Source organism: Kitasatospora sp. NPDC058046 (genome assembly GCF_042885595.1).
Classification (GTDB): domain Bacteria; phylum Actinomycetota; class Actinomycetes; order Streptomycetales; family Streptomycetaceae; genus Kitasatospora.
In genome coordinates, this window is the sequence record NZ_JBHVRS010000002.1 from 689,570 (window position 1) to 715,696 (window position 26,127).

Below are 26,127 nucleotides of genomic sequence, written 5' to 3' on the forward strand. Positions count from 1 at the left end.
CGGCCCTCCGGAAGGAGGACCGCCCCACGGGCGTTCAGGCCTGACGGGTGCTCACTCGCCCCGGGTGCCCAGGTGGTGCACCTGCACCATGTTGGTGGTGCCGGGGACGCCGACCGGGACACCGGCGGTGACGATGACGGTGTCGCCCTCGCCGAGCCGGCCGAGCTTCAGCAGCTCCCGGTCGACCTGCGCGACCATCGCGTCGGTGGTGGCCACCTGCTCCGTGACGTACGCCTCGACGCCCCAGCTCAGCGAGAGCTGGTTGCGGGTGGCGCTGTCCGGGGTGAAGGCGATCACCGGGATCGGCGAGCGGTAGCGGGACAGCCGGCGGGCGGTGTCGCCGGACTTGGTGAAGGCGACCAGCGCCTTGCCGTCCAGGAAGTCGCCCAGCTCGCACGCGGCGCGGGCGACGGAGCCGCCCTGGGTGCGCGGCTTGCGGCCCGGGTTGAGCGGCTGGAGGCCCTGGGCGAGCAGCTCGCCCTCGGCCGTCTCGCAGATCCGGGCCATGGTGCGGACGGTCTCGACGGGGTACTTGCCGACGCTCGACTCGGCGGACAGCATGACCGCGTCGGCGCCGTCCAGGATGGCGTTGGCGACGTCGGAGACCTCGGCGCGGGTCGGGCGCGAGGCGTGGATCATCGACTCCATCATCTGGGTGGCGACGATGACCGGCTTGGCGTTGCGGCGGGCCAGGGTGATCAGCTGCTTCTGGACCAGCGGCACCCGCTCCAGCGGGTACTCCACGGCCAGGTCGCCGCGGGCGACCATGATGGCGTCGAAGGCGAGGACGATCTCCTCCATGGCCTCGACGGCCTGCGGCTTCTCGATCTTGGCGATGACCGGCACGCGGATGCCGACCTCGTCCATGACCTCGTGGACGTCCTTGATGTCGTCCGCGTTGCGGACGAAGGACAGGGCGATCATGTCGACGCCCAGGCGCAGCGCGAAGCGCAGGTCGTCCTTGTCCTTCTCGGACAGGGCGGGCACGTTCACGGCCGCGCCGGGCAGGTTGATGCCCTTGTTGTTCGAGAGCACGCCGCCCTCGATCACCACGGTCTTCACCCGCGGGCCGTCGACGCTGACGACCTCCAGGGCGATGACGCCGTCGTTGATCAGGATCGGGTCGCCGGCCTTCACGTCGCCGGGCAGGCCCTTGTAGGTGGTGCCGCAGATGTGCTGGTCACCGGGGACGTCCTCGGTGGTGATGGTGAACTCGTCGCCGTTGTCGACGGTCACCGGGCCGTTGGCGAAGGTCGCCAGACGGATCTTCGGACCCTGGAGGTCGGCCAGGACGCCGATGGCCTTGCCGGTGTCCTCCGAGACCTGGCGGACCTTGCGGTACCGCTCCTCGTGGTCCGCGTGGTTGCCGTGGCTCATGTTCAGTCGGGCGACGTTCATGCCCGCCTCGACGATGGCCTTCAGCTGTTCGTAGGAGTCCGTCGCCGGACCCAGGGTGCAGACAATTTTCGCTCGGCGCATATGGATCAGTCTATCCGTTCGTGTTATAGGTGCATTCGGCACGCACCGGGAGGAATCGCCGACGAAAGCTTCCGAGGAGTGAGACGGATCCGTGTCAGTCCTCGGACTCCCGGCGTTCCCGGTGCACCAGCGCGAAGGTCTGTCGGGCGATCTCCAGCTCCTCGTCGGTGGGCACCACGGCGACCGCCACCCGGGCGTACTCGGGCGAGACGATCCGGGCCTCGCCGGACCGCACCGAGTTCAGTTCCGGGTCGACGGCGATGCCCAGTTCCTCCAGTCCCGCGGTGGCCGCCGCGCGCACCGGCGCTGCGTTCTCCCCGACCCCGGCGGTGAACGCGATCGCGTCCACCCGGCCGAGCACCGCGTAGTAGCCGCCGATGTACTTGCGCAGCCGGTGGACGTACGAGTCGAACGCGAGCTTCGCGTCCGCGTCCCCCTCGTCGGCCCGGCGCATGATCTCGCGCATGTCGTTCTCGCCGCACAGCCCGCGCAGGCCGCTGCGGCGGTTGAGCAGGTCGTCGATCTCGTCCACGGACAGCCCGCCGACCCGGTGCAGGTGGAACACCACGCCGGCGTCGATGTCGCCCGATCGGGTGCCCATGACCAGGCCCTCCAGCGGGGTCAGGCCCATCGAGGTGTCCACGCAGCGGCCGCCGGCGACCGCCGAGGCGGAGGCGCCGTTGCCCAGGTGCAGCACGATCACGTTGACCTCGGCCGGGTCCTTGCCGAGCAGCCGGGCGGTGGCCCGCGAGACGTACTGGTGCGAGGTGCCGTGGAAGCCGTAGCGGCGCACCCGGTGCCGGTCGGCGACGTCCTTGTCGATCGCGTACCGGGCCGAGTACTCGGGCATCGAGGCGTGGAAGGCGGTGTCGAAGACGGCCACCTGGGGGAGGTCGGGGCGCAGGGCCCGGGCGACCTCGATGCCGGTGATGTTGGCCGGGTTGTGCAGCGGGGCGACCGGGATCAGCCGGCGGATCTCCTTGAGCACGTCGTCGGTGATCACGGTCGGCTCGGTGAACCGCAGGCCGCCGTGCACCACCCGGTGGCCGATCGCGGCCAGCTCGGGGGAGTCCAGCCCGACGCCGTCGGCGGACAGCTCCTCGGCGACGGCCTTGAGGGCGGCGGCGTGGTCCGGGAAGGCCTGGACGGTCTCGCGCGGCCCGCCGGTGCGCGGGGTGTGCACCAGCCGCCCGCCGGCCTCGCCGATCCGCTCGACCAGCCCGGCGGCCAGCCTGGCCCCGTCCAGCATGTCGATCAGCTGGTACTTCACCGACGAGGAGCCGGCGTTCAGGACGAGGACGCGGGTGCCCTTGCTCATGCGGGGAGCTCCTTGCTGTCCGACGCGAGGTCCTGGGAGGTGCGGTCCTGGGAGGCGTGGTCCTGGGAGGCGTCGTCCTGGGACTGGATGGCGGTGATCGCGACGGTGTTGACGATGTCCTGCACCAGCGCCCCGCGGGAGAGGTCGTTGACGGGCTTGCGCAGCCCCTGGAGCACCGGGCCGACGGCGACGGCCCCGGCCGAGCGCTGGACCGCCTTGTAGGTGTTGTTGCCGGTGTTGAGGTCCGGGAAGATCAGCACGGTGGCCCGCCCGGCCACCGGGGAGCCCGGCAGCTTGGTGGCCGCGACCCGGGCGTCCACCGCCGCGTCGTACTGGATCGGGCCCTCGACCAGGATGTCCGGCCGCAGCTCGCGGACCAGCTCGGTGGCCTTGCGGACCTTGTCGACGTCCGCGCCGGAGCCGGAGGTGCCGGTCGAGTACGAGAGCATCGCGACCCGCGGCTCCACCCCGAACTGGGCGGCGGTGGCGGCCGACTGGATGGCGATGTCGGCCAGCTGCTGGGCGTCCGGGTCGGGGTTGACCGCGCAGTCGCCGTACACCAGCACCCGGTCGGCCAGGCACATGAAGAAGACCGAGGAGACGATCGAGGCGCCCGGCGAGGTCTTGATCACCTCGAAGGCGGGCCGGATGGTGGCGGCGGTGGAGTGCGCCGCGCCGGAGACCATGCCGTCCGCGATGCCCTCCTGGACCATCAGGGTGCCGAAGTACGAGACGTCGGTGACCACGTCCAGGGCCAGTTCGACGGTCATCCCCTTGTGGGCGCGCAGCTTCGCGTACAGCTCGGCGAACTGGCGGCGCAGCGGGCTGGTGGCCGGGTCGACGATCCGCACCTGGGCGCGGTCGGCGGCCGGGTCCTCGGCGGGGAGGTCGATGCTCAGGCTCGACGCCTTGCGGCGGACGGCGTCCGCCTCGCCGAGCAGGGTGAGGTCGCAGATGTTGCGGCGCAGCAGGATCTCGGCGGCGCGCAGCACCCGCTCCTCGGTGCCCTCCGGCAGGACGACGTGCCGGCGGGTGCCCCGGGCGCGCTCCAGCAGCTCGTGCTCGAACATCATCGGGGTGACCCGCTCGGACCGGCCGACCTCGATCAGGTTGGTCAACTCGGCGGTGTCGACGTGCAGTTCGAACAGGCCGAGGGCGATCTCGGCCTTCCGGGGGCTGGCCGAGGTGAGCTTGCCCTCCAGGTGGGTCAGGTGGGCGGCGGTGGGCCAGCTGCCCTCGGGGACGACCGCGACCGGGGTGCCGGGGGCGAGCCGGGCGGCCAGCGCCATCACGTTGGGGCCGGGGTGCTGGCCGAGCGTCAGCAGCACGCCGGCGATCGGCGGGGCGCCGGCGGCGTGCGCGGCCAGCGAGCCGATCACCAGGTCGGCGCGGTCCCCGGGGGTGACCACCAGGGCGCCCTCGGTCAGCGCGTCCAGGAAGGTGGGCAGCATGGCGCCGCCGAAGACGTAGCCGCGCACGTCCCGGGCGAGGCCGGCGGCGTCCCCGAGCAGCACCTCGGCGCCGGTCGCCTCGACCAGCTGGGCGACGGTGGGCGCGGCCAGGGCCGGCTCCTCCGGGATGACGTAGGCGGGGACGGGCAGCTTCTCGGTGAGGGTGCGCTGGATGCGCTGCTTGGCGCCGGGGGCGACCCGGTTGGCGATCATCGCCAGGGTCTGGCAGCCGAGGTCGGTGTAGGCGCGGTGGGCGCCCAGCAGCTCGGCGACCACCGTCTCGGGGTCCTCGCCGTGCCCGCCGACCACCGGCAGCACGGCGGCGCCGAACTCGTTGGCCAGGCGGGCGTTGAAGGCGAGTTCGTCCGGGATGCTGGTGTCGGCGAAGTCGGTGCCGAGCACCAGGACGGCCTGGCAGCGCCGCTCCAGCGCGTGGAAGCGGTCGACCAGGGCGGAGACCAGTTCGTCCTGCCCGTGGGCGGCCTGGAGGGCGGCGGCCTCCTCGTAGCCGAGGCCGTACAGCTCGCTGCTGGGCAGGTCGAGCCGGTAGCGGCCGCGCAGCAGCTCGACCACGTGGTCGGAGCCCGGCTGCCCGGGGGCGGCGTGCACCAGCGGGCGGAACACCCCGACCCGGTCCACCTGGCGGGTGAGCAGTTCCATGACCCCGAGTTCGACCGCCTGGCGGCCGTCCCCCCGGTCGATGCCGGTCACGTACACGCTGCGCGCCACGTGGTTGTCTCCGTCCCGTCGTCTCGGAAAGTGGTCATATCGACCATACCTTCGCACCCCGAACGGGTGTCCGCGAGCAGAGCGACGGGGTTCGGGCAAGGGGCGGAGGTCCCGCCCAGGGCGCCCGCCGACGGGGCGGGCACCCGGGGCGTCCGGGGCAGCGGAGGCGCCCGGCGCTCAGCGCGCGGGGCGGAGCCAGACGGTGGAGAGCGGGGGGAGGACCAGTTCGGCGGACCGGGGCTGGCCGTCCCACTCCACCGGCTCGGCCTTGACCGGGTGGGAGTTGCCGACGCCGCTGCCGCCGTACTCCCCGGCGTCGGTGTTCAGCGCCTCCTCCCACAGCTGGTCGCGGCCCGCCAGCCGGGGCAGCCCGACCCGGTGGCCGTGCCGGACGACCGGCGAGAAGTTGCAGACCGCGACCAGCGGCGAGCCGTCGGCCGCGTACCGGACGAAGGAGAGCAGGTTGTCCTCGGCGGCGCCGCCGTCGAGCCAGCGGAAGCCCTCGGGGACGGTGTCCAGCTCCCACAGCGCCGGGGTGTCGAGGTAGCGCCGGTTGAGGTCGCGGACCAGCCGGCGCACCCCGAGGTGCTCCTCGTGGGCCGGCCACCGCTCGTCGAGCACCCACCACTGCGGGCCCTGCTCGTGGTCCCACTCCGCGCCCTGGGCGAACTCCTGCCCCATGAACAGCAGCTGCTTGCCCGGGTGGGACCACATGAAGCCGAGGTAGGCGCGGTGGTTGGCGCGCTGCTGCCACCAGTCGCCGGGCATCTTGGAGACCAGCGCCCGCTTGCCGTGCACCACCTCGTCGTGCGAGATGGGCAGGACGTAGTTCTCGGAGTAGGCGTACACCATCGAGAAGGTGATCTCGTTGTGGTGGTACTTGCGGTGCACCGGCTCCTTGGACATGTAGACGAGCGAGTCGTGCATCCAGCCCATGTTCCACTTCAGCCCGAAGCCGAGGCCGCCGGCGTCGGTGGGGCGGGTGACCCCGTCCCAGGCGGTGGACTCCTCGGCGATGGTCACCGCGCCCGGGCAGCGCCGGTAGACGGTGGCGTTCATCTCCTGGAGGAAGGAGGCGGCGTCCAGGTTCTCCCGGCCGCCGAACCGGTTGGGCGTCCAGTCGCCGCCCTCGCGGGAGTAGTCGAGGTAGAGCATCGAGGCGACGGCGTCCACCCGCAGGCCGTCGACGTGGAACTCCTCGCACCAGTACACCGCGTTGGCGACGAGGAAGTTGCGCACCTCCTTGCGGCCGTAGTCGAACTCCAGCGTCCCCCAGTCGGGGTGCTCGGCGCGCAGCGGGTCGGCGGGCTCGTACAGCGGCTCGCCGTCGAAGCGGGCGAGCGCGAAGTCGTCCTTGGGGAAGTGCGCGGGCACCCAGTCGACGATCACGCCGATGCCGTGCCGGTGCAGGGTGTCCACCAGGTACCGGAAGTCGTCGGGGCCGCCGAGCCGGGCGGTGGGGGCGTAGTAGCCGGACACCTGGTAGCCCCAGGAGCCGCCGAAGGGGTGCTCCATCACCGGCATGAGCTCCACGTGGGTGAAGTTCAACTCCTGGAGGTAGCGCGGCAGTTCCTCGGCGATGGCGCGGTAGGTGGTGAGGTCCGGGCGCCAGGAGGGCAGGTGCAGCTCGTACACCGACATCGGGGCCCGGTGGTGCGCGGCGCGGGCCCTGCGGGCCATCCACTCGCCGTCCTGCCAGGCGTAGTCGGAGGAGGTGACCACCGAGGCGGTGCCGGGCGGGCACTGGGCGGCCCTGGCCAGCGGGTCGGCCTTGTCCAGCACCCAGCCCTGCCGGGTGTGCACCTCGTACTTGTAGGTGGCGCCCTCGGCCAGGCCGGGGACGAACAGCTCCCAGATCCCGGACGAGCCGAGCGAGCGCATCGGGTGCCCGGTGCCGTTCCAGTGGTTGAAGCCGCCGATCAGCCGGACCCCGACGGCGTTCGGCGCCCAGACCGCGAAGGCGGTGCCGGCCACCCCGTCGACGGTGCGCACGTGCGAGCCGAGCGCCCGCCACAGCTGCTCGTGCCGGCCCTCGGAGATCAGGTGCAGGTCGAGTTCGCCGAGGGTGGGCGGGGTGCGGTAGCCGTCGTGCTGGCGCAGCGGCTCGCCGTCGGGGTACGTCACCAGCAGGGTGTACTCCGGCGGTTCGCCGCCGGCCACCAGGCCGGTGAACAACCCGCTCTGCTGGTGGGTGAGTTCGGCCGGGCCGTGGGTGGTCTCGACGACCACCCGCTCGGCGAACGGGCGCAGCACCCGGATCGCCGTGCCGCCGTGCACCGGGTGCGCGCCGAGCAGCGCGTGCGGGTCGTGGTGCTGCCCGCCCACCAGCCGGTCGACCTCGGCCGGCGGCAGCGGCGCCTCGGGCAGCCGCAGCGCCCCGGTGGGGGCCGGGCGCTCGGCCCCCCGGGGCTGCGGGGCCGCGAGTGGGTCGGCCGGGGACGGGAGGGCGTCCGGGGGCTCCGAGCCGGTGCCGGCGCCCCCCTCCTCCTCGGCCGCCCGGTGCGCCCCGTGCTCGTGGCCGGTGTGGCCTTCGGCGGGGAGCGGTCCGGCCAGGAAGGTGGCCGGTACGGGGCGGGTGGGGCGGCCGGTCGGGTCGATCGGCGTCACGGCGGGGTCCTCCTGCGGCGGGGTGGGCGAACTCCTGCGGGCGGGACAGGAAACGGTCGGGACAGGAAACGGGCGGGACGGGAGACGCGTGGTGCGGAAACGAGTGGTGCGTGAACGGGCGGTGCGGGAATCGGGCGGTGCGGAAAAGGCGTGGGTACGGGAAGGGCCGGTCAGACGGACAGGGCGAGCCGGTTGATCGCGGCCAGCGGGATCGGCAGCCAGCTCGGCCGGTGCCGGGCCTCGTACACCACCTCGTAGACCGCCTTGTCGATCTCCAGCGCCCGCATCAGCTCCGGCGAGGCGGCCGGGTCGGCGCCGCCGCCGGCGGTGTAGCCGGCGCCGTAGGCGGTGCGGTTGCGCTGGGCCCAGGCGGCGGCCAGGTGGGCCAGTTCCGGGTCGACGGGGCCGCCGGCCAGCAGGTGGGCGGCCGCGTAGTCGAAGGAGCGCAGCATCGCGGCGACGTCGCGCAGGGCGGGCTGCGGTTCGCGGCGCTCGTTGACGGACTTGGCGGGCTCGCCCTCGAAGTCCAGCAGCACCCAGCCGTGCGGGGTGCGCATGGCCTGTCCGAGGTGGAGGTCGCCGTGGATGCGCTGGACCGGCAGGCCGTCCGGGTGGGCGTCGGCGAGCTGCTGGAAGGCGGTGCGCAGGGCGGCCCGGAAGCGCAGCAGGCCGGGGACGGCGGCGACGGCGCTGTCCAGCCGGTCGGCCATGGCGCCGGCCAGCCGTCCGGTCTGGGCGCGGTCGAGCCGGGCGACGGGCATCGAGCGGGCGAGGACCCGGTGCACCTCGGCGGTGGCCCGGCCGAGCCGGTGCGCCTCGATGGCGAAGTTGCCGGGGGAGCGGTCCCCCTTGAGCCGGCCGACCTGGTCGAGGGCGAGTTCCCAGCCGTCCTCGGCGTCCGGCAGGTAGCGCTGCAGCAGTCCGAGGGTGGCGGGTTCGGCGCGTTCCATCCGGCTCTCGAACCAGGCGGCGACCCGGGGGATGCGGGTGGAGCCGGCCCGGGAGAGCGCGAGCGACAGTTCGAGGTCGGGGTTGGTGCCGGGGTGGATGCGGCGGAACAGCTTGAGGATGTACGAGGTGCCGTAGATGACCGAGCTGTTGGACTGCTCGGCGGTGGAGGCGCGGCCGGGGAGGTTGGCGGGCAGTCCGGAGCCGGGGGTGCGGCGGAAGGAGAGCGCGCCGAAGCGGTCCCCGGTGGCCAGGTGTTCGAGCAGCCGTCCGGTGAGTTCGGGGTCGTGCACCGCGTCGTAGAGGGTCGCGCCGTCGTACGGGCCCTGGCTGAGCCGGCCGAGCACGGCGCCGGGCCCGATGTCCCCGAGCCCGCCGGAGCGGATGCCGAGCAGCAGCTGGTAGATGTCGCCGTGCGGGGCGCCGGCCGTGGTGGCGTGTTCGACCCGCAGCAGGAGGTGCAGCAGGGCCGGGTCGCCGACCTGCAGCGGGGTGCCGACGACCGGGGTGAGGCCGGTGATGGGCCTTCCCTTGCCGGCGTACCAGCGCTGGGTGGGCAGCCATGAGGCGATCAGTGGCAGGGCCGCCTGGACGAGTTCGCTGACGCCCAGGGCGGTTCTCCGGGCCCCGGCGCCCCGGGTGCCCGCGGGGGTGGCGGGACCGGTGGGGGCGTCGTCCTGGAGGTGGGCTTGAGAACGGGAGGTTTCGGACATGGCTCCCTTTCCCCGGAAGCACGCGGACTGCCCGACGGGTCGTGGCCGGGTCCGTCAGTCTTCCGGATTGCGGCGGCGCGGCGGTCGCGGCACGCGAGCACGGCTCGGGTGTCACGCCTTCGTGTGGGTGGCCGTTGGGCTGTTCTCCGTACGCGGTGGTGCAGAGAACTCCGGGGGCGCGGGGGTTCAACTCGCGCCCCCGGAGGGTCTGGTGGTGCTGTTCACGGCTGCTGTGCCACGTGCGGCGGATCGTTACTTCGATCGCCTGGTCCCGCTCAGGCGCGGGGGCTGCCGGAGCTGGAACCAGTAGAAGCCGTGCCCGGCCAGGGTGAGCAGGTAGGGCCACTCGCCGATCGACGGGAAGCGCACCCCGCCGATCAGCTCGACCGGGTACCGCCCGCCGTACTGCCGCAGGTCCAGCTCGGTCGGCTGCGCGAACCGCGAGAAGTTGTTCACGCACATGACCAGGTCCCCCTCGTACTCGCGCACGAAGGCCAGCACGGCGGGGTTGCTGGAGGGCAGTTCGGCGTAGCTGCCGAGGCCGAACGCCGGATTGAGCTTGCGGATCTCGATCATGCGACGCGTCCAGTGCAGCAGGGAGCTCGAACTGCTCTGCTGCGCCTCGACGTTGGTCACCTGATAGCCGTACACCGGGTCCATGATGGGCGGCAGACTGAGCCTGCCCGGGTCGGCGGAGGAGAAACCCGCGTTGCGGTCCGGGGTCCACTGCATCGGGGTGCGCACGCCGTCCCGGTCGCCGAGCCAGATGTTGTCGCCCATGCCGATCTCGTCCCCGTAGTAGAGGACCGGCGAGCCGGGCAGGGAGAGCAGCAGCGCGGTGAACAGCTCGATCTGGTTGCGGTCGTTCTCCAGCAGCGGGGCGAGCCGGCGGCGGATGCCCACGTTGGCGCGCATCCGCGGGTCCTTGGCGTACTCCGCGTACATGTAGTCGCGCTCCTCGTCGGTGACCATCTCCAGGGTCAGCTCGTCGTGGTTGCGCAGGAAGATGCCCCACTGGCAGCCGCCGGGGATCTGCGGGGTCTTGGCGAGGATCTCGGACACCGGGTAGCGGGACTCCCGGCGCACCGCCATGAAGATCCGGGGCATCACCGGGAAGTGGAACGCCATGTGGCACTCGTCGCCGCCGGAGGCGAAGTCGCCGAAGTAGTCGACGACGTCCTCCGGCCACTGGTTGGCCTCGGCGAGCAGCACGGTGTCCGGGTAGTTGGCGTCGATCTCCTTGCGGACCCGCTGGAGGAACTCGTGGGTCTCCGGGAGGTTCTCGCAGTTGGTGCCCTCGCGGGCGAACAGGTACGGCACCGCGTCCAGCCGGAAGCCGTCGATGCCGAGGTCGAGCCAGAACCGCAGCCCGGCGATCATCTCGTCCTGGACCCGGGGGTTGTCGTAGTTGAGGTCCGGCTGGTGCGAGAAGAAGCGGTGCCAGAAGTACTGCTTGCGGACCGGGTCGTAGGTCCAGTTGGAGGTCTCGGTGTCGACGAAGATGATCCGGGCGTCCGGGTACTGCTTGTCGTCGTCGGCCCACATGTAGAAGTCGCCGTAGGGCCCGTCCGGGTCGGAGCGGGAGGCCTGGAACCACGGGTGCTGGTCGCTGGTGTGGTTCATGACGAAGTCGATCACGATGCGCATGCCGCGGGCGTGCGCGGCGTCGACGAACTCCATGAAGTCGGCGAGGTCGCCGAACTCCGGCAGCACCGAGGTGTAGTCGGAGACGTCGTACCCGCCGTCGCGCAGCGGCGAGGCGAAGAACGGGGGGAGCCAGAGGCAGTCGATCCCGAGCCACTGGAGGTAGTCGAGCTTGGCCGTGAGCCCCTTGAGGTCCCCGACACCGTCGCCGTTGCTGTCCTGGAAGGACCGCACCAGCACCTCGTAGAAGACCGCACGCTTGAACCACTGCGGGTCGAGCTTCTTCTTCGAGGTCTCGGGGAAGGTGTCGGGGACGGGCTCGTTCACTGTCACGCTGGGTTCCTCCGAACCGTGAGGAGGTGAGCCGGCTCGGCTGAGGGATCGAGCCGGACGTAGTTGTGCCGGCCCCAGGTGTAGACGGCGCCGGTGAGCTCGTCGTGCACCGCGTACGGGCCGTCGCCGTCGAGCGTGACGGTGGCCTCCTGGACGTGGTGCGGGTCGAGGTTCACCACGGTGACGACCTGGTCGGTGAGCCCCTCGGGGGTGGTCGCGGTCTTGGAGTAGGCGAGCACCTGGTCGTTGTCGGTGGGGTGGAAGCGCAGGTCGCGCAGCTGCTGGAGGGCGGGGTGGCGGCGGCGCAGCCGGTTCAGCACGGTCAGCAGCGGGGCCAGGGTGTCGGTGCGGCTCCAGTCGCGCGGGCGCAGTTCGTACTTCTCCGAGTGGAGGTACTCCTCGGAGCCCGGGTGGGCCGGCTCGTTCTCGTACAGCTCGAAGCCGGCGTAGACGCCGTAGCTGGGGGAGAGGGTGGCGGCGAGCACCGCGCGGATCGCGAAGGCGGCCCGGCCGCCGTGCTGGAGGTACTCGTGCAGGATGTCCGGCGTGTTGGCGAAGAAGTTGGGCCGCATGTAGGCGGCGGCGTCACCGCTGAGTTCGGTGAGGTAGTCGGTGAGTTCCGGTTTGGTGGTGCGCCAGGTGAAGTACGTGTACGACTGGTGGAAACCGATCTTCGCCAGGGTGTGCATCATCGCGGGGCGGGTGAAGGCCTCCGCCAGGAACACCACGTCGGGGTCGGTCCGGGCGACGTCGGCGAGCACCTTCTCCCAGAACACCACCGGTTTGGTGTGCGGGTTGTCGACCCGGAAGATCCGGACGCCGTGCGACATCCAGAACCGGAGGATCCGGATGGTTTCCTTGACGATTCCGTCCATGTCCTGGTCGAAGTTGACCGGATAGATGTCCTGGTACTTCTTCGGCGGATTCTCGGCGTACGCGATGGTGCCGTCCGTGCGGTGGCTGAACCATTCCGGGTGCTTGTTCACCCAGGGGTGGTCGGGGGAGCACTGGAGGGCGAAGTCCAGCGCCACCTCCAGGTGCAGCGCCTTGGCCTCGGCGACGAAGTGGTCGAAGTCCTCGATGGTGCCGAGGTCCGGGTGGACGGCGTCGTGGCCGCCCTCGGGGGAGCCGATCGCCCAGGGCGAGCCGACGTCGTGCGGGCCGGCCGTCAGGGTGTTGTCCGGGCCCTTGCGGAAGGCTCGGCCGATCGGGTGGACCGGCGGCAGGTAGACCACGTCGAAGCCCATCGCGGCGACGGCCGGCAGGCGTTCGGCGGCGCTGCGCAGGTTGCCAGGGCGCGGCGGCTCGACGCCGGCCGGGTCCACCACGGCGCCCTCCGACCGGGGGAAGAACTCGTACCAGGAGCCGAACAGCGCGCGCTCGCGGTCGACCTGGAGCGGCATCGGGCGGGAGGCGCTGAGCAGCTCGCGCAGCGGGTGGCGGACCAGCGCGTCGAGCACCTCGGGGGCGAGCGCGGCGGCCAGCCGGGACAGCGGCGGCAGGGTCTGGTCGCGCAGCGCGTCGGCGGCGGCCAGCACGTCGGCGCGACCCTCCTTCTTGGGCACCCCGGCCGCGGCCTGCTCCAGCAGCCGGGCGCCCTCCTCCAGGACCAGCGCGGTGTCGATCCCGGCGGGCAGCTTCACCGAGGCGGTCCGGCGCCAGGTGGCGACCGGGTCGCTCCACGCCTCCACCAGGTACGACCAGCGGCCGGGCCCGGTCGGGGTGACGTACGCGCCCCAGCGGTCGGTGCCCTCGGCCAGTTCGCGCATCGGCGTCCACGGGCCGCTGCGGCCGCGCGGGTCGCGCAGCACCACGTTGGCGTTGACGGCGTCGTGGCCCTCGCGGAAGACGGTCGCGGTGACCAGGAAGGTCTCGCCGACGACGGCCTTGGCCGGGCGGCGGCCGGCGTCGACGAGGGGACTGACGTCCAGGACGGGGATGCGGCCGATCACGGTGTCGCTCTCTGTCGTCTTGCGGGCGGAGGGCTTGCGAGCGGGGGCCTTCCGGGCGGCTGCCCCGGTGGCCGGGGCCTTCGCGGAGGCGGACCCGGCGGCCTCCGCGGTGGCGGCCTTCGGAGCTGCGGTCTTCGGGGTGGTGGCGGTGGTGCGGCGCGTGGTGGTGGTGCGCCTGCGGGGTGCCGCCGCCCGGTCCTCCTCGGCCGCGGGGTGCCGGGCCGTCGAGGGGGCTTCGGATTCGGAGGATCCGGCACGGACCGCCCCGGAGGCCCTCGGCGCCGGCATCGCCGGATCTGTCCGAGTGTCAGAATCCATCCGTCCGGCGGATTCCGCGACCGCTGCGTCGAGGCCTTCGGCCACCGGTGTGGACTGGTCCCGCGTGTCGCCGTGCATGCCAAGCTCCTGCCCGAGATCGGCGGCAGCTCCCCGCGGGCCTGGGTACGGGCCGGGGGAGTACCGGAGGACTGCTGGGTGGGGAGGACGTGCGACCGGAAGCCTGCCCGCGCCGCTGTTCCCGGCAACCTGCCCGGCGCCCGCCGAGCCGGCGGTGGGACGCCCCGGAGCCCGTGTGCGTCCCGGCGCACGCCTCCGCCGGGCGCGCCCCGGCCGACCCGGTCCACCCGTGAACGAGCGGGCCGGTAGGGAGGACACGCGTCCGTGCGCGGTGAGCGCCGAATGGGCTAAGAAGGACGGGAACGGACAACACGAAAAGGATTCGGACGTGCTGCTTCGCGGGGGACGCCACCCGTCGTCGTACTCCCCACTGCATCAACGACCTTCGGTCATCCTCGCACCGGCGACAAGGTTTTTGCAGCGGTACGACAGTAGTTTCGGGCCTTCTCTCGGGTGGATGCGCCATCGGAAATGAAGCCGTACCGAAGAGTTCACGTATTGGTAGCGCGGGCCCTCGAAATGTGCGCCTCGCGCGCCCCCCGTGCAGTCCAATGCGCCGAATGCGATCTCATCAATAGCCCGAACGGATGCCCAATAGTCCACTTGACGCACTGTCCGGCCGACCGCCACGGCTACGCTTCACGCCGTGAAGGCAATCCGCAGATTCACCGTCCGCACCGTCCTGCCCGAACAACTCCAGCCGCTGCACGAGCTGGCCCTCAACCTGCGCTGGTCCTGGCACCCCGAGACCAGGGACCTCTTCCGGTCCGTGGACCCGGAGGTCTGGGCCGCGACCGGCGAGGACCCGGTGCGGCTGCTCGGGGAGGTCCCGGCCGCCCGGCTGGCCGCGCTCGCCGCCGACCGGCGCTTCCTGCGCAGACTCGGAGACCTCGCCGACGACCTGCGCGAGTACCTGACCGGCCCCCGCTGGTACCAGACCCGGCAGCAGTCCGACGCCGCCCCGCTGCCCGCCGCGATCGCCTACTTCTCGCCCGAGTACGGCATCGCCGCCGCGCTGCCCCAGTACTCCGGCGGGCTCGGCATCCTGGCCGGCGACCACCTCAAGGCCGCCAGCGACCTCGGCGTGCCGGTCGTCGGCGTCGGCCTGTTCTACCGGCACGGCTACTTCCGCCAGTCCCTGAGCCGGGACGGCTGGCAGCAGGAGCGCTATCCGCTGCTCGACCCGGACGAACTCGCGGTCAGCCTGCTGCGGGAGGCCGACGGCACCCCCGGCCGGGTCGACCTGGCCCTGCCCGGCGGCCGCACCCTGGCCGCCCACATCTGGAAGGCCCAGGTCGGGCGGGTCCCGCTGCTGCTGCTCGACTCCGACATTGAGGCCAACTCGCCCGCCGAGCGGGACGTCACCGACCGGCTGTACGGCGGCGGCAGCGAGCACCGGCTGCTCCAGGAGATGCTGCTCGGCATCGGCGGCGTCCGGGCGGTGCGCGCCTACTGCCGGCTCACCGGGCACCCCGCCCCCGACGTCTTCCACACCAACGAGGGCCACGCCGGCTTCCTCGGCGTGGAGCGCATCCGCGAACTGGTCGCCGACGACCGGACCGGCCTCGACTTCGCCGCCGCCCTGGAGGCCGTCCGGGCCGGCACCCTCTTCACCACCCACACGCCCGTCCCGGCCGGCATCGACCGCTTCGACCGCGAGCTGGTCGCCCGCCACTTCGGCGGCGACGCCGCGCTGCCCGGCGTGCCGGTCGAGCAGGTGCTCGCGCTCGGCGCCGAGAGCTGGCAGGACGGGGACCCGAAGCTCTTCAACATGGCCGCCATGGGCCTGCGGCTGGCCCAGCGCGCCAACGGGGTCTCCACCCTGCACGGCGAGGTCAGCCGCTCGATGTTCAACGGCCTGTGGCCCGGCTTCGACCCGGCCGAGGTGCCGATCACCTCGGTCACCAACGGCGTGCACGCCGCCACCTGGATCGACCCGGCGGTGGTCCGGCTCGGCGCCGCCGAGATCGGCGCCGAGCGCGCCGAGGAGGCGATGACCACCGGCGAGAGCAAGCGCTGGACGGGTCTGGAGCGGATCGGCAACACCGAGGTCTGGCAACTGCGGCGCGCCCTGCGGGCCCAGCTGGTGGAGGAGGCCCGCCGCCGGCTGCACGCCTCCTGGCGTCGGCGCGGGGCCGGCGAGGCCGAGCTCGGCTGGGTCTCCTCGGTGCTCGACCCCGACGTGCTCACCATCGGCTTCGCCCGCCGGGTGCCCTCGTACAAGCGGCTCACCCTGATGCTGCGCGACCAGGAGCGGCTGCGCGCGCTGCTGCTGCACCCCACCCGGCCGGTGCAGATCGTGGTCGCCGGCAAGGCCCACCCGGCGGACGACGGCGGCAAGCGGCTGATCCAGCAGATGGTCGCCTTCGCCGACGACCCGGCGGTGCGGCACCGGATCGTCTTCCTGCCGGACTACGACATGGCGATGGCCCAGCGCCTCTACCCGGGCTGCGACGTCTGGCTGAACAACCCGCTGCGCCCGCTGGAGGCCTGCGGCACGTCCGGGATGAAGGCGGCGCTCAACGGCTGCCTCAACCTGTCCGTCCTGGACGGCTGGTGGGACGAGTGGTTCGACGGCCGCAACGGCTGGGCGATCCCCACGGCCGACGAGAGCGGCGGGGCGCTCGACCCGGACAGCGGCGAGGCCGAGCGGCGCGACGACATCGAGGCGGCCGCGCTCTACGACCTGATCGAGAACCAGGTCGCCGCCCGGTTCTACGACCGGGACGCGGACGGGCTGCCGCAGCAGTGGATCGCCATGGTCCGGCACACCCTGGTCACCCTCGGGCCCAAGGTGCTGGCCGGGCGGATGGTCCGGGAGTACGTCGAGCGGCTGTACGCCCCGGCGGCGCAGGCCCAGCGGGAGCTGGCCGGGCAGCACGGCCACGGCGCGCGGGAGCTGGCGCTCTGGAAGGCGACGGTCCGGGAGGCCTGGCCGGCCGTCCGGGTCGAGCACGTCGAGGCGGACTGCCCGACCGAGGCGCAGGAGCTGGGCAGTTCGCTGGAGCTGCGGGTGCAGGTCGCGCTCGGGACGCTGCGGCCGGGCGACGTCGAGGTGCAGGCGGTCTCCGGCCGGGTGGACGAGCGGGACCGGATCTCGGACGCCTGCCTGCTCGCCCTCAAGCCGGTCGGCGGGCCCGATCTGGACGGCCGGATCCGCTACGAGGGCTCGCTTGAGCTCTGCCGGACCGGCCCGTTCGGCTACACCGTCCGGGTGCTGCCCGCGCACCCGCGGCTGGCCTCGCCGGCCGAGCTGGGGCTGGTCGCGCTGCCGGCCGAGTCGGCCGGGATGGACGCGGGGCTGCTGCGCTGAGGCCGCGGGCGGCCGTCCACCGGTGGTGAACCGGGTGGGCGGCCGCCCGCGTACCTCCGTGCGGGAAATGGGGAATGCCCGGCCGGGTGCGTGACGGCGCACCCGGACGGGCACATTCGTGGGGTCCGGGCCGGGGCCCTAGACCAGGCTGTCCCGCCAGGCCCGGTGGAGGGCGGCGAAACGGCCGGAGCCGTCGATCAGCTCCTGTGGGGAGCCATCCTCCACGATCCGGCCCTGGTCCATCACCAGGACACGGTCGGCGATCTCCACGGTGGAGAGCCGGTGGGCGATGATCACGGCCGTCCGGCCGGCCAGCACGGTGCGCATGGCCCGCTGCACGGCCTGCTCCCCGGGGACGTCCAGCGAGCTGGTCGCCTCGTCCAGGATCAGCACCGCCGGGTCGGCCAGCAGTGCGCGGGCGAAGGCCACCAGCTGGCGCTGGCCGGCCGAGATCCGGCCGCCGCGCTTGCGCACGTCGGTGTCGAAGCCGTCCGGCAGGGCGGCGATGAACTCGTACGCGCCGATGTCCCGGGCGGCCTGCTCGACCTCCTCCCGGGTGGCGCCGGGGCGGCCGACCGCGATGTTCTCGGCGACGGTGCCGGAGAACAGGAAGGACTCCTGGGTCACCATCACGACGCCGCGCCGCAGTTCGGGGGTGGCCAGGTCGCGCAGGTCCACGCCGTCCAGCCGGATCCGGCCGTCGGTCGGGTCGTAGAAGCGGGCCAGCAGCTTGGCGACCGTGGACTTGCCCGCGCCCGTCGCGCCGACCACCGCGACCGTCTGCCCGGCGGGGATCAGCAGGTCGAAGGCCGGCAGCACCTCCTTGCCCGTCCGGTAGGCGAAGCGGGTGCCCTCGAAGGCGACCGCGCGGCCCTGGCCGGAGGCCTCCGGCAGCTCGGCGGGTTCGGCCGGCTCGGCGACGGTCGGCTCGTGGGCGAGCAGGCCGGCGATCTTCTCCAGGGCGGCGGCGGCCGACTGGTAGCTGTTCAGGAACATCGCCAGCTGGTCGACCGGGTCGAAGAGCCGGCGCAGGTAGAGCGCGAAGGCGGTGAGCACGCCCAGCTCCAGCGCGTCGTCGACGACCAGGTAGGCGCCGAGCAGCACCACGCCGGCGAACCACAGGTTGGCGGTGAGGCGGGAGAGGCCGACGTAGCGGGCGATCTCCAGCAGGCCGTCCGCGGTGGCGGTGGCGGACTGCCGGTTGACCACGGCGAAGGCGGCGTCGTTGGCCTTCTCCCGGCGGAAGGCCTGCACCGGGCGGATGCCGTTCATGGTCTCGGTGAAGCGGACGATCAGCGAGGCGGCCGAGGTGCGCGAGCGCCGGTAGACCCGGCGCGAGCGGCGGCGGAAGGAGTGGGCGATCAGGGCCAGCGGCAGGAAGGACGCCAGCGAGACCAGGCCGAGCCGCCAGTCCAGCACCACCAGCAGCACCGAGATGTAGCAGACCGACAGCAGGACCGTCAGCAGCTCCTGGAGGCCCTCGGAGAGCAGCTCGCGCAGCGCGTCGATGTCGCTGGTGGCGCGGGAGATGATCCGGCCCGAGGTGTAGCGCTCGTGGAAGTCCAGGCTGAGCCGCTGGGCGTGCCGGAAGATCCGGCCGCGCAGCTCCAGCACGATGTCCTGGTTGACCCGGGCGCTGATCTTGATGAAGACCCACTGCAGCACCGGGCTGAGCAGCGCGCAGAACAGGTAGGCCGCGACCACGGCGACCAGCGGGCCGGAGTCGTGCTCGCGCAGCGCCGGGATGCCGCGGTCCATCGCCACCGCGACCAGCAGCGGGCCGGACTGGAGCGCGGCCTGCTGGACCAGGATCACCACCATCGCGACGGTGATCCGGGCCCGGTGGGTGCGCAGCAGCGAGCGCAGCAGCGCCCGGGGCGCGCCGGGTGGGACGGGGATGTCCTCCTCGTCGGCGGGCGGCGGGGGCAGCTCCTCCTCGGCCGGCGCGACGGGTTCGGCCCGTACGGGTTCGGCGGTGGTGGTCATGCGCGCGCTCCTTCCGGTGCGAGGGGGCCGTCGGGTATCAGGGCGGCCTCGCCCGACATCAGTTCCCGGTAGTGCGCGCAGTCGCGCAGCAGTTCCTGGTGGGTGCCGACGGCCGTGATCCGGCCGTCCGCCAGCACCGCGACCCGGTCGGCGAGCAGCACGGTGCTGGGGCGGTGGGCGACGACCAGGGCGGTGGTGGTGCCGAGGACCTCGCGCAGGGCCCGCTCGACCAGGGCCTCGGTGTGCACGTCCAGGGCGGAGAGCGGGTCGTCCAGGACGAGGAAGGCCGGGTCGCCGACCACCGCGCGGGCCAGCGCGAGGCGCTGGCGCTGGCCGCCGGACAGGCTCAGGCCCTGCTCGCCGACCTCGGTGTCCGGGCCGTTCGGGAGCTTCTCGACGAAGCCGGCCTGGGCGGTGTCGAGGGCGGTGCGCAGCTGTTCCTCGCCGGCGCCCGGGGCGCCCATCAGGACGTTCTCCCGGACGGTGGCGGAGAACAGGGTGGGCTCCTCGAAGGCGACCGAGACGAGTTCGCGCAGCCGCGGCCGGGGCAGTTCGCGGATGTCCCGGCCGTCCAGCGTGATGGTGCCGGCGGTGGCCTCGTACAGCCGGGGGAGCAGGGCGGTGAGGGTGGTCTTGCCGCTGCCGGTGGCACCGACCAGGGCCATCGTCTCGCCGCTGCGGATGTGCAGGTCGACGCCGGCCAGCAGGTCGGGGCTGCCGTCGGGGGCGTCGGGGTAGCGGAAGCGGACGCCGGTGAAGCGGATGCCGTCCGGGGCGGTGGGCGCCGCGGCGGTGCCTGGGGCGGGGGTGTCCGCCTCGGGGGTGTCCGGTTCGTCCAGCACCTCGAAGAAGCGGTCGGTGGCGGTGGCGGCCTCGTTGGCGTAGGCGAGCAGCCAGCCGAGCGACTCGACCGGCCAGCGCAGCGCGAGCGCGGTGGAGAGGAAGGCGACCAGGGTGCCGGCGCTCAGGTCGTCGTGGGCCACCAGGTAGGCGCCGACGGCGAGGGCGCCGGCGAGCGCGATCTCCGGCAGGCCGACGATGACGGCCCAGAGGTTGGCGAGCAGGTGCGCCTTGCGCAGTTCGGTGCGGCGCAGCTCCTGGGCCTGGGCGCGGAAGCGCTCGGTCATCGACCGGTGCCGGCCGAAGGCCTTGAGGATGCGGATGCCGAGGACGGACTCCTCGACCAGGGTGGCGATGTCCCCGTTCTGGTCCTGGGCGAGCCGGGCGGCGCCGGAGAAGCCGGACTCGAACCGCCGGGTGAGCACGAACAGCGGGACGACGGGCACCAGGGCGATCAGCGCGAGCCGCCAGTCCTGGGTGAACATCACCACGGTGCCGGCCAGGAACATCACCGAGTTGACGATCAGGAAGACCAGCGGGAAGGCCAGGAACAGCCGCATGGTGTACATGTCGGCGGTGGCCCGGGAGAGCAGCTGGCCGGAGCCCCAGCGGTCGTGGAAGGAGACCGGCAGCCGTTGGAGCTTGGCGAAGAGGTCCCCGCGCATCGCCGTCTCCAGCCCGGCCAGCGGGCGGGCCAGCACCACCCGGCGGGTGTAGAACAGCGCGGACTCGACCGTGCCGAGGACCAGCAGCAGGCCGACCAGCGGCCAGAGGCCGGCCAGGTCGTGCTCGGCGAGCGGGCCGTCCACGATCAGGCCGAGGACCACCGGGACGGCGAGGGTGCTGAGCATGCCGAGGGTGGCGGCCGTCACCGAGACGGCCAGCCGGCCGCGGACGGCGCGCGCGTACGGCCACAGGCGCAGCAGGGAGCGGACCGTGGAGTGCCGCGGCCCGGGCCCGGCGGGGCCGGTTCCGTCGCTCTGGGGGCTTCCCGGGGTCGGGTTCTCGGGGTCTTGTCTGTTCTCGGCCATCGCGGTGAGGGTAGGCAGACGGGCCGTCATTTCTCATCCGGTTTTTCGCCCCTGTCGGTGGCGCCCGGCGAGAACCGGCCACTCGGACGGGCGGTGCGGGCGCGAATTAGGGGGCGCGCGCCGCCATTCGTGCAGGTAGGAGTGCGCCGTGCGCCTCTTGCGGGCGCCTGCCGATGAGCCGATGACACGTCCTGTACGGATGTCCAGTGGTGCGTGAGTGACAGGAGTGCACAGATGACGGTCGAAACCGAGCCCACCCCCGGCCCCGGCTCGGCAATCGTGCAGGTACGGGCCCAGCTCAGCCTCAGCACGACCGCGGCGAGGAACCTGGCGACGACGACCAAGTCGAAGCCGCAGATGCAGGAGATCACCTCCCGCTGGCTGCTGAAGATGCTGCCGTGGGTGCAGGTCAGCGCGGGTACCTACCGGGTCAACCGGCGGCTGAGCTACGCGCCCGGGCGCGGCCGGGTGAGCTTCGCCAAGACCGGCGCCGCGGTGACGGTGATCGCCCCCTCGCTGGCGGAGGTCCCGGCGCTGCGCGGCTTCGAGGACGAGGAGGTGCTGGCCGAGCTGGCCCGCCGGTTCGTGCAGCGGGACTTCGCGCAGGGCGAGGTGCTGGTGCAGGAGGGGGCGCCGATCGAGGAGGTGTTCCTGATCGCGCACGGCAAGGTGGACCGGATCGGCACCGGCAAGTACGGCGAGGTGACGGTGCTCGGCACGCTCGCCGACGGCGACCACGTCGGCGACGAGGCGATCACCGAGGGCGGCGGCAGCTGGCCGTACACCGTGAAGGCGAGCACCTCCGGGGTCGCGATGGCGCTGTCCTGGCCGGTGCTCCAGGAGCTGATCGGCCGTTCCGAGTCGCTGCGCGAGCAGCTGCTGGGCTTCGCCGCGGACGCGGCGCAGGCGCAGAACGAGCACGGCGAGGCGGAGATCGACCTCGCGGCCGGCCGGCAGGGCGAGTACGAGCTGCCCGGCGCCTTCGTGGACTACGAGCTGCGGCCGCGCGAGTACGAGCTGAGCGTCGCGCAGACCGTGCTCAAGGTGCACAGCCGGGTCGCGGACCTCTACAACCAGCCGATGAACCAGACCGAGGAGCAGCTGCGGCTGACCATCGAGGCCCTGCGGGAGCGGCAGGAGCACGAGATCATCAACAACCCGGAGTTCGGCCTGCTCGGCAACACCGACTTCGACCAGCGGATCCAGACCCGCGCCGGGGCGCCCACCCCGGACGACCTGGACGAGCTGCTGAGCATGCGCCGCGACACCGACTACCTGTTCGCCCACCCGCGCGCGATCGCGGCCTTCGAGCGGGAGTGCAACCGGGTCGGCGTCTACCCGTCCACCGTCGACGTCCTCGGCAAGCAGCGGCCGACCTGGCGCGGGGTGCCGATCTTCCCGTGCAACAAGATCCCGGTGTCCGACCAGCAGACCAGCGCGTTCATCGCGATGCGCGTCGGCGAGGACAACCAGGGCGTGGTCGGCCTGACCCAGATCGGCATCCCGGACGAGGTGGAGCCGGGCCTGAACGTCCGCTTCATGGGCATCGACGAGAAGGCGATCGCCTCCTACCTGGTGAGCACCTACTACTCGGCGGCGGTGCTGGTGCCGGACGCGATCGGCGTGCTGGAGAACGTCGAGCTCGGGCACGCCGGGAGCTGAGCCCCGGCTACGTGGCGGGGGCGGGCGCGCGCAGCAGCCGCAGCGAGCGCCCGCCCAGTACGACGGTGCCGGCCGGGGCCGGTTCGTCGGGGTGTACGGCGGCGGTGTCGACGAGGGGCTCCCAGCCGGGGGCCGGCGCCGCCGCGGGCAGGGTGAACACCACCGGTTCGTGGCCCGCGTTGAGCAGCAGCAGGAAGCCGTCGTCGCCGATCGGCCGCCCGGCCTCGTCGCGTTCGGGCAGCGCGGAGCCGGAGAGCAGCATGCCGAGGCAGGCGGTCGGCGCGAACCAGTCGGCCTCGGTCATCTCCGTGCCGCGCGGGGTGAACCAGGTGAGGTCGGGCCGGCCGCCGGGGGTGGTGGCCCGGCCGGAGAAGAACGCCCGCCGGTGCAGCACCGGGTGGTCCCGGCGCAGCCGGACCAGCCGGGCGGTGAGCGCGCACAGCTCCTGCCAGCCGGGCTGTTCCAGCAGCGACCAGTCCAGCCAGCCGACCTCGTTGTCCTGGCAGTAGGCGTTGTTGTTGCCGCCCTGGGTGCGGCCGAGTTCGTCCCCGGCGGTGAGCATCGGGACGCCGGCGGAGAGCAGCAGGGTGGCCGTCAGGTTGCGCAGTTGGCGCAGGCGCAGCCGGTTGACCTGCTCGTCGGTGGTCTCGCCCTCGGCGCCGTGGTTCCAGGAGCGGTTGTCGTCGGTGCCGTCCCGGTTGTCCTCGCCGTTGGCCTCGTTGTGCTTGCGGTCGTAGGAGACCAGGTCGCGCAGGGTGAAACCGTCGTGCGCCGTCACGTAGTTGACCGAGGCGTACGGGCGGCGGCCGGCCCGCTGGTAGAGGTCGGAGGAGCCGGAGAGGCGGTAGCCGAGTTCGCGGACGTCCGGGCGGGCGCCGCGCCAGAAGTCCCGGACGGTGTCGCGGTACTTGTCGTTCCACTCGGCCCACAGCGGGGGGAAGCCGCCGACCTGGTAGCCGCCGGGGCCGACGTCCCAGGGTTCGGCGATCAGCTTCACCCGGTTCAGCACCGGGTCCTGGGCGACGGCGGCGAGGAAGGGGTGGTCGGTGTCGACGGCGTCGCCGCCGTTCGTGCCGCCGCGGGCCAGGGCGGCGGCCAGGTCGAAGCGGAAGCCGTCCACGCCCATCTCGGTGACCCAGTACCGCAGCGAGTCGGTGACCAGCCGGATCACCTGGGGGCGGCGGGTGTCCAGGGTGTTGCCGCAGCCGGTGTAGTCGGCGTAGCCGCGCGGGCGGTTGGGCGGGAGGCGGTAGTAGGCGGCGTTGTCGATGCCGCGGAGGCTGAGCGAGGGGCCGAGTTCGGCGCCCTCGGCGGTGTGGTTGAACACCACGTCCAGGATCACCTCGATCCCGGCGGCGTGCAGGGCGCGGACCATCCGTTTGAACTCGCCGACCTGGCCGCCGCGGGAGCCGGAGGCGGAGTAGCCGGCGTGCGGGGCGAAGTAGCCGATCGTGTTGTAGCCCCAGTAGTTGACCAGGCCGCGGGCCTGGAGGTGGTCCTCGCTGGCGTACTGGTGCACCGGCAGCAGTTCGACGGCCGTCACCCCGAGGCGGGTGAGGTGGGCGAGGGCGGCGGGGTGGGCGAGGCCGGCGTAGGTGCCGCGCAGGGGCGGGGGGACGTCGGGGTGGCGCATGGTGAAGCCGCGCACGTGCAGCTCGTAGAGGACGGTCTCGGCCCACGGGGTCTTCGGGCGGCGGTCGTCGGACCAGTCGTCCTCGTCGTGGACGACCACGGACCTGGGCACGTACGGCGCGGAGTCGCGGTTGTCCCGGACGGTGTCGGCGACGTCCGCTTCGGGCCAGTTGCGGACGGCCGCGCAGGCGGCGTCGTGGGAGGTGTAACAGCCGTCGACGGCGCGGGCGTACGGGTCGAGCAGCAGCTTGGCGGGGTTCCAGCGGGCGCCGGTCCACGGGTCCCAGCGGCCGTGCACGCGGTAGCCGTAGCGGGTGCCGGGGCGTACGCCGGGGAGGAAGCCGTGCCAGACCTGGACGTCCTGCTCGGTGAGGTGGTGGCGGGTCTCCTGGCCGTCCTCGTCGAACAGGCACAGTTCGACGGCTTCGGCGGCGGGGGCCCAGAGGGCGAAGTTGGTGCCTCGCCGGCCCGTGCGGTCCAGGTGGTAGCGGGCGCCGAGGGGTTGGCAGCTGCCGGGGTTCAGCTGCTGTTCTGACGCCATGGCGGGGGCCTCCCTGGGCGGGGTGTTCTGGGTCCATTCACCTTCTCTTTCCCGGAATGTGTTGGCCGGAAGCGGTCCGGGGTTTCGGGAGCGGGGGTTTCGGGGGCGGCGTGTCTTCGTTGGGAGGGTTCTCGTTGTTCCGGGCATCGGACTTGAACAGTGGGAGGGCCCCGGGATGCGGCGCCGTGGACGGGTGTGGGCGCGGGGCGTGGCGGCGGTGGCCTGCTGCGTGGCGGTCCTGGCGGGGTGCGGCGGGCCTCCGGTCGTGCCGGACGGGGACGCGGTGGGGCCGGGTGGGCGTACGGCCCCGGCGGCGCCCTCGCGGGCGGTGCTCTCGGTGCAGCCGGTGGACGGGGCGCAGGACGTGCGGCCGGAGGGGGCCGTCCGGGTGACGGTGGCGCAGGGGCGGCTGGTCTCGGTGCGGCTGGCGGACGGGAAGGGCACGGAGGTGCCGGGCACGATCGCGGCCGACGGCGGCGCGTGGGCGCCGGACGGGCCGCTGCCGCTCGGGACGGCCTTCACCGTGGACTCCGTGGCGGAGGACGACCAGGGGCAGCGGGCGGCCCAGCACTCGGCGTTCACGACCGTCACCCCGACGCACACCTTCGTGGCGTTCTTCACCCCGGAGGACGGTTCCACGGTGGGGGTCGGGATGCCGGTCTCGCTGCGGTTCAGCCGTCCGATCACCGACCGGGCGGCGGTGGAGAAGGCGGTGCAGGTCACCGCCGATCCGCCGGTGCCGGTGGCCGCGCACTGGTTCGACGGGCAGCGGCTGGACTTCCGCCCGCAGGCGTACTGGGCGGCCGGGACGAGGGTCACGGTGGCGCTGCGGCTCAAGGACGTGCAGGGCGCGCCGGGGGAGTACGGCACCCAGAGCCGGGAGCTGCACTTCACCGTCGGGCGGGCGCAGGTCTCCACCGTCGACCTGGACGCCCACACCCTGACCGTCCGGGCGGGGCAGGGCGGCAAGGTGGTCCGGGTGCTCAAGGTCTCCGGCGGCAGCCGGGACCACTCCACCTACCGGGGGGTGATGGTGGTGTCGGAGAAGTACAAGGTGACCAGGATGAACTCGCAGACCGTCGGCATGGGCGACGAGTACGACATCAAGGACGTCCCGCACGCGATGCGGCTGACCGCCTCCGGCACCTTCGTGCACGGCAACTACTGGGCGGACCCGGGGGTGTTCGGCGCCGCCAACACCAGTCACGGCTGCATCGGGCTGTCCGATGCCAAGGGCGGGGCGAGCAAGGACTCCCCGGCGGGCTGGCTGTTCGAGCACACCCTGGAGGGGGACGTGCTGGAGGTGAAGGCCTCCTCCGGGGACTTCGTGCCGCCGCAGAACGGGCTGAACGGCTGGAACGTGCCGTGGGAGCAGTGGGTGGCGGGGAGCGCGCTGGGCCGGGGGGTGGCGGCCACCGCGTCCGCTTCGGCGGCTCCTCCGTCGGCTTCGGCGCTGCCGTAAGTCCCGTTCGCCCGTTACGTCCTGTCTTCACCACGGTTTCACGCCCGCGTCAACCGACTCCTCTCAGGATTCACTCGGACGGCTTAGCTA

General features: G+C 72.8%; 13 protein-coding genes. 3 read left to right on the forward strand and 10 right to left on the reverse strand.

The features are described from left to right. Nucleotides 1-51 precede the first annotated feature (51 nt). From pyk to ACFVU7_RS07455, 7 genes are all read right to left on the reverse strand, one after another. Nucleotides 52-1,479, reverse strand: coding sequence for a pyruvate kinase (gene pyk / locus ACFVU7_RS07425; RefSeq protein ID WP_049656903.1), 1,428 nt, complete (start codon nt 1,477-1,479; stop codon nt 52-54). 94 nt (nt 1,480-1,573) lie between these two features. Next, complete coding sequence (locus ACFVU7_RS07430) at nt 1,574-2,797, reverse strand: acetate kinase (protein WP_074001464.1); 1,224 nt, start codon at nt 2,795-2,797, stop codon at nt 1,574-1,576. After that, nucleotides 2,794-4,977, reverse strand: a complete 2,184-nt coding sequence (gene pta, locus ACFVU7_RS07435; RefSeq protein WP_388044602.1) for a phosphate acetyltransferase — start codon at nt 4,975-4,977, stop codon at nt 2,794-2,796. Before pta ends, ACFVU7_RS07430 begins: the two co-directional genes overlap by 4 nt. A gap of 177 nt (nt 4,978-5,154) precedes the next feature. Next, nucleotides 5,155-7,584, reverse strand: coding sequence for a 1,4-alpha-glucan branching protein GlgB (glgB, locus tag ACFVU7_RS07440; protein WP_388044603.1), 2,430 nt, complete (start codon nt 7,582-7,584; stop codon nt 5,155-5,157). Between the two features lie 170 nt (nt 7,585-7,754). Then, the gene (locus tag ACFVU7_RS07445) at nt 7,755-9,245 is read right to left on the reverse strand and encodes a phosphotransferase (protein ID WP_380740405.1); all 1,491 of its coding nucleotides are present in this window, start codon (nt 9,243-9,245) and stop codon (nt 7,755-7,757) included. A gap of 252 nt (nt 9,246-9,497) precedes the next feature. Next, nucleotides 9,498-11,222: a maltose alpha-D-glucosyltransferase gene (treS, locus tag ACFVU7_RS07450; protein ID WP_074001467.1), complete on the reverse strand. Its 1,725-nt coding sequence runs from the start codon at nt 11,220-11,222 to the stop codon at nt 9,498-9,500. Beyond that, the gene (locus ACFVU7_RS07455; protein WP_117489574.1) at nt 11,219-13,174 is read right to left on the reverse strand and encodes an alpha-1,4-glucan--maltose-1-phosphate maltosyltransferase; all 1,956 of its coding nucleotides are present in this window, start codon (nt 13,172-13,174) and stop codon (nt 11,219-11,221) included. The genes treS and ACFVU7_RS07455 overlap by 4 nt, the downstream gene beginning before the upstream one ends. A gap of 1,042 nt (nt 13,175-14,216) precedes the next feature. Between ACFVU7_RS07455 and glgP the strand changes: the two genes are divergently transcribed. Beyond that, the gene (glgP, locus tag ACFVU7_RS07460; RefSeq protein ID WP_049651957.1) at nt 14,217-16,883 is read left to right on the forward strand and encodes an alpha-glucan family phosphorylase; all 2,667 of its coding nucleotides are present in this window, start codon (nt 14,217-14,219) and stop codon (nt 16,881-16,883) included. 138 nt (nt 16,884-17,021) lie between these two features. Here glgP and ACFVU7_RS07465 read toward each other — a convergent pair whose 3' ends face one another. Together ACFVU7_RS07465 and ACFVU7_RS07470 are read right to left on the reverse strand one after the other, a co-directional pair. Beyond that, entirely contained in the window at nt 17,022-18,869 is a 1,848-nt protein-coding gene (locus ACFVU7_RS07465; RefSeq protein WP_074001468.1) for an ABC transporter ATP-binding protein, read from the reverse strand. Then, nucleotides 18,866-20,740 carry an ABC transporter ATP-binding protein gene (locus ACFVU7_RS07470; protein WP_380740401.1) on the reverse strand — a complete coding sequence of 625 codons (1,875 nt, stop codon included), beginning with the start codon at nt 20,738-20,740 and terminating at the stop codon, nt 18,866-18,868. The genes ACFVU7_RS07465 and ACFVU7_RS07470 overlap by 4 nt, the downstream gene beginning before the upstream one ends. 234 nt (nt 20,741-20,974) lie before the next feature. On the opposite strand from ACFVU7_RS07470, the gene ACFVU7_RS07475 reads away from it, so the two are divergent. After that, nucleotides 20,975-22,402, forward strand: coding sequence for a family 2B encapsulin nanocompartment shell protein (locus ACFVU7_RS07475; protein WP_375876971.1), 1,428 nt, complete (start codon nt 20,975-20,977; stop codon nt 22,400-22,402). 7 nt (nt 22,403-22,409) lie between these two features. Here the strand turns inward: ACFVU7_RS07475 and glgX are convergent, their stop codons facing one another. After that, nucleotides 22,410-24,575 carry a glycogen debranching protein GlgX gene (gene glgX / locus ACFVU7_RS07480; RefSeq protein ID WP_388044604.1) on the reverse strand — a complete coding sequence of 722 codons (2,166 nt, stop codon included), beginning with the start codon at nt 24,573-24,575 and terminating at the stop codon, nt 22,410-22,412. A gap of 175 nt (nt 24,576-24,750) precedes the next feature. Between glgX and ACFVU7_RS07485 the strand changes: the two genes are divergently transcribed. Beyond that, nucleotides 24,751-26,037, forward strand: coding sequence for an Ig-like domain-containing protein (locus ACFVU7_RS07485; RefSeq protein WP_388044605.1), 1,287 nt, complete (start codon nt 24,751-24,753; stop codon nt 26,035-26,037). Nucleotides 26,038-26,127: the final 90 nt, after the last annotated feature.